Source organism: Mesorhizobium sp. M7A.F.Ca.ET.027.03.2.1, assembly GCF_003999175.1.
Taxonomy (GTDB): Bacteria; Pseudomonadota; Alphaproteobacteria; order Rhizobiales; family Rhizobiaceae; genus Mesorhizobium.
The window spans coordinates 1-2,888 of record NZ_RZOM01000810.1 but is presented as its reverse complement, the minus strand read 5'-3'; the positions used below and the strand labels follow the sequence as shown (position 1 = coordinate 2,888).

Genomic DNA, 2,888 nt, shown 5'->3' with positions numbered 1-2,888 from the left:
CTGCACGATAAGCTGCAGGAGCAGTGGCAGCAGAACAAGCCCAATCCCTTGCTCGCCAATGACTGGCTGTCGATCTACGCCATGGCCGTGAACGAGGAAAATGCCGCCGGCGGCCGCGTGGTCACCGCGCCGACCAATGGCGCTGCCGGCACGCTGCCGGCGGTGCTGCGCTACTGGCTGCATTTCCATCCCGAGGCGGACCAGCCGAGCATTCGTGATTTCCTGCTGACGGCTGCCGCCGTTGGCGGCATCATCAAGACCAACGCATCGATCTCGGGCGCCGAGGTCGGCTGCCAGGGTGAGGTAGGCTCCGCGTCGGCAATGGCCGCAGCGGGCCTGTGCGCCGTCATGGGCGGTACGCCCGAACAGGTCGAGAATGCCGCCGAGATCGCGCTCGAACATCATCTCGGCATGACCTGCGATCCGGTTGGTGGTCTGGTTCAGGTGCCGTGCATCGAGCGCAATGCGCTGGGCGCGGTCAAGGCGGTGACGGCCGCGTCGCTGGCCATCAAGGGCGACGGCATCCATTTCGTACCGCTCGATGCGGCGATCGAGACCATGCGCCAGACCGGCCTCGACATGAACGAGAAGTACAAGGAAACCAGCCTTGGCGGGCTTGCAGTCAACGTCGTGGAGTGCTGAAGGCTGGCCTAAACCGCCGCTGTGGAGAAGTCGATCCGGTCGTTGACGCGTTCGCGTGCGGGACTAACCTTAAGCGATGTCTCTCAATCTCATAAAACTCTGTGTCGGCTGCGACAGCGTCGAGGATCTCGAAGAGTGGATCGCCTTCCGCCTCGACGAGCGGCGGCGCGCCGGTGAGCCGGTCGAGCAGTATCACACCACCCGCATGATGCCGACGCGCGGCGCCGAGGTTACCGATGGCGGTTCGCTCTATTGGGTGATCAAAGGCAATGTGCAGTGCCGCCAGTTGATCACCGAAATCCGGCCGGTCACCGACAGTGAAGGCATAGGCCGTTGCCATCTGATACTCGACCCCGAGGTTGTACGCACCGACTGGCAGCCGCGCCGGGCTTTTCAAGGCTGGCGCTATCTGAAGCCGGCGGACGCGCCGCTCGATCTGGGCAAGGGCAAGGCCGGATTGATCGAGATGCCGCCGAAACTCAGGCGCGAGCTGGCCGATCTCGGTCTGCTCTGACCCCAGGTGGCATCACCGCCTGGCCCTTTGCACCGCCCGATGTGGGGCTTGCAAGCGATGTGGCAACGCCACATCTTGTTTTTCATGAGTGATAAGAAGCAGCCTGTGCCAGCGAGGACCAGTCCTGCGCCGGTCAAGCCTCAATCCAACGCCGGCGAGATCGACGCCTTCATTCGTCAGGCGAGGACACTTGCCGCGTCGGCGACCGGTTCGGGCAGGCTGATCCTTGCCCTCGACGCGACGATGAGCCGCCAGCCGACCTGGGATCTGGCCTGCACGCTGCAGGGCCAGATGTTCGACGCAGTCGGCAAGGCCGGAACCCTCAGCGTGCAACTGGTTTATTTTCGCGGCCTCGGCGAGTGCCGTTCGTCGGCTTTCGTGAGCGACACCAATGCCTTGAAGCAGCTGATGACGCGGATCGAATGCCGCAGCGGCCACACCCAGATCGGAAAGGTCCTGACGCATGCGCTGAAACAGACGGCGGCCGCCAAGGTCAATGCGCTGGTCTACATCGGCGACGCGATGGAAGAGAATATCGACGATCTGGCCGAAAAGGCCGGCAGCCTCGGCCTTCATGGCGTTCCTGTCTTCGTGTTTCAGGAAGGCCATGATTCCGGCGCGGAAAAGGCGTTCAAAGAGATTGCGCGGCTTTCCAAGGGGGCTTGGTTCCGATTTGATCGGCGGGCTGCCGCGACCTTGGCAGGGCTGCTTTCGGCCGTCGCCGTGTATGCGACCGGCGGGTTGAAGGCGCTCGAAGCCAGGGGCAGGCCGGAAGACCGGCTGATGATCGAGCATCTGCGGGGCGGCGGAAAATAATGGGCGCAATCATCGCTTTTGTAGCGTTGCTTCTGCTGCTTCTCGGCGCGGTGACGATCTTTCTGCGTGCCGAGCCGGCGAAACTGGCGAGCACGCTGCGAACGCTCGGGCCGGCTCTTCTGGCAGTTGTCGGCGTCGCCGTGCTTGTGGTCGGCCGTGAAGGCATCGGCGGCATGATTCTCACCGGGGCAATTGCCTGGTATGGTTCCATGCGAATGAAAGGCCAGCCGGCCGGCCTTGCCCCGGGCAAACGCTCGACGGTGCGCACGGCGGCATTGGAAATGGAGCTCGATCACGATACCGGCGGCCTCGAAGGACTGGTCCTGGCTGGCCGCCACGAAGGCAAGATGCTTGGCGCGATGGGGCTGGCGGAATTGCAACACCTCTACCGCGAACTCTCCAGCGACCCGGAGAGCCGACAGCTGCTAGAGACGTATCTTGACGGCAGATTTCCCGTCTGGCGCAAAAACGCTGAGACGAACGGTGGCGAAGGGCTGGGTGTTGCGCCAGGTCCGGGCGCCATGACTAAGGAGGAGGCCTACAAGGTCCTTGGTCTTGAAGCGGGGGCCGCCGCGGCGGATGTCCGCAAGGCGCACCGCCGCCTGATGCAGCGCCTGCACCCCGATGTCGGCGGCACGTCTTTCCTGGCGGCGCGGATTAACGAAGCCAAGGACGTCTTGCTCTCCAATCACAACTAGTCTCCTTCGACGCAGAATTTTTCCGGGAGATGGCTTGCACGCCGTCCTACTGCTGGACGGCGTAGCACTCGATGTTCTTCTTCTTCAAAGCGGTACAGGCCTTCCAGGCGGCGGTCTTCGAACCGAAGCCACCGAAGCGGGCGCGGTAGTAGGTGACGCCATCCTTGTCGAAGGCGACAGTGAAACCGGAAGCGTCCGCCAGCACCTTGGGCGCCTGC

General features: G+C 63.4%; 5 protein-coding genes. 4 read left to right on the top strand and 1 reads right to left on the bottom strand.

The features are described 5' to 3' along the window. The 4 genes from EN750_RS27285 to EN750_RS27270 all read left to right on the top strand — a co-directional run. Positions 1-642 (top strand): L-serine ammonia-lyase (locus EN750_RS27285; protein WP_127398519.1); only part of this gene is annotated, 642 nt, incomplete at its 5' end. 76 nt (positions 643-718) lie between these two features. Continuing rightward, positions 719-1,156: a DUF1489 family protein gene (locus EN750_RS27280; RefSeq protein ID WP_127398517.1), complete on the top strand. Its 438-nt coding sequence runs from the start codon at positions 719-721 to the stop codon at positions 1,154-1,156. An 84-nt stretch (positions 1,157-1,240) separates the two neighbouring features. Then, complete coding sequence (locus tag EN750_RS27275) at positions 1,241-1,972, top strand: VWA domain-containing protein (protein WP_164749086.1); 732 nt, start codon at positions 1,241-1,243, stop codon at positions 1,970-1,972. Further along, positions 1,972-2,670, top strand: coding sequence for a DnaJ domain-containing protein (locus EN750_RS27270; protein WP_127272505.1), 699 nt, complete (start codon positions 1,972-1,974; stop codon positions 2,668-2,670). Before EN750_RS27275 ends, EN750_RS27270 begins: the two co-directional genes overlap by 1 nt. A 46-nt stretch (positions 2,671-2,716) precedes the next feature. Here the strand turns inward: EN750_RS27270 and EN750_RS27265 are convergent. Continuing rightward, positions 2,717-2,888 (bottom strand): SPOR domain-containing protein (locus EN750_RS27265; RefSeq protein ID WP_145967949.1); only part of this gene is annotated, 172 nt, incomplete at its 5' end.

Coding starts and splice junctions, on each gene's coding strand:
- EN750_RS27270 (WP_127272505.1), top strand. CDS start 1,972: ATGGGCGCAATCATCGCTTTTGTAGCGTTGCTTCTGCTGCTTCTCGGC.
- EN750_RS27275 (WP_164749086.1), top strand. CDS start 1,241: ATGAGTGATAAGAAGCAGCCTGTGCCAGCGAGGACCAGTCCTGCGCCG.
- EN750_RS27280 (WP_127398517.1), top strand. CDS start 719: ATGTCTCTCAATCTCATAAAACTCTGTGTCGGCTGCGACAGCGTCGAG.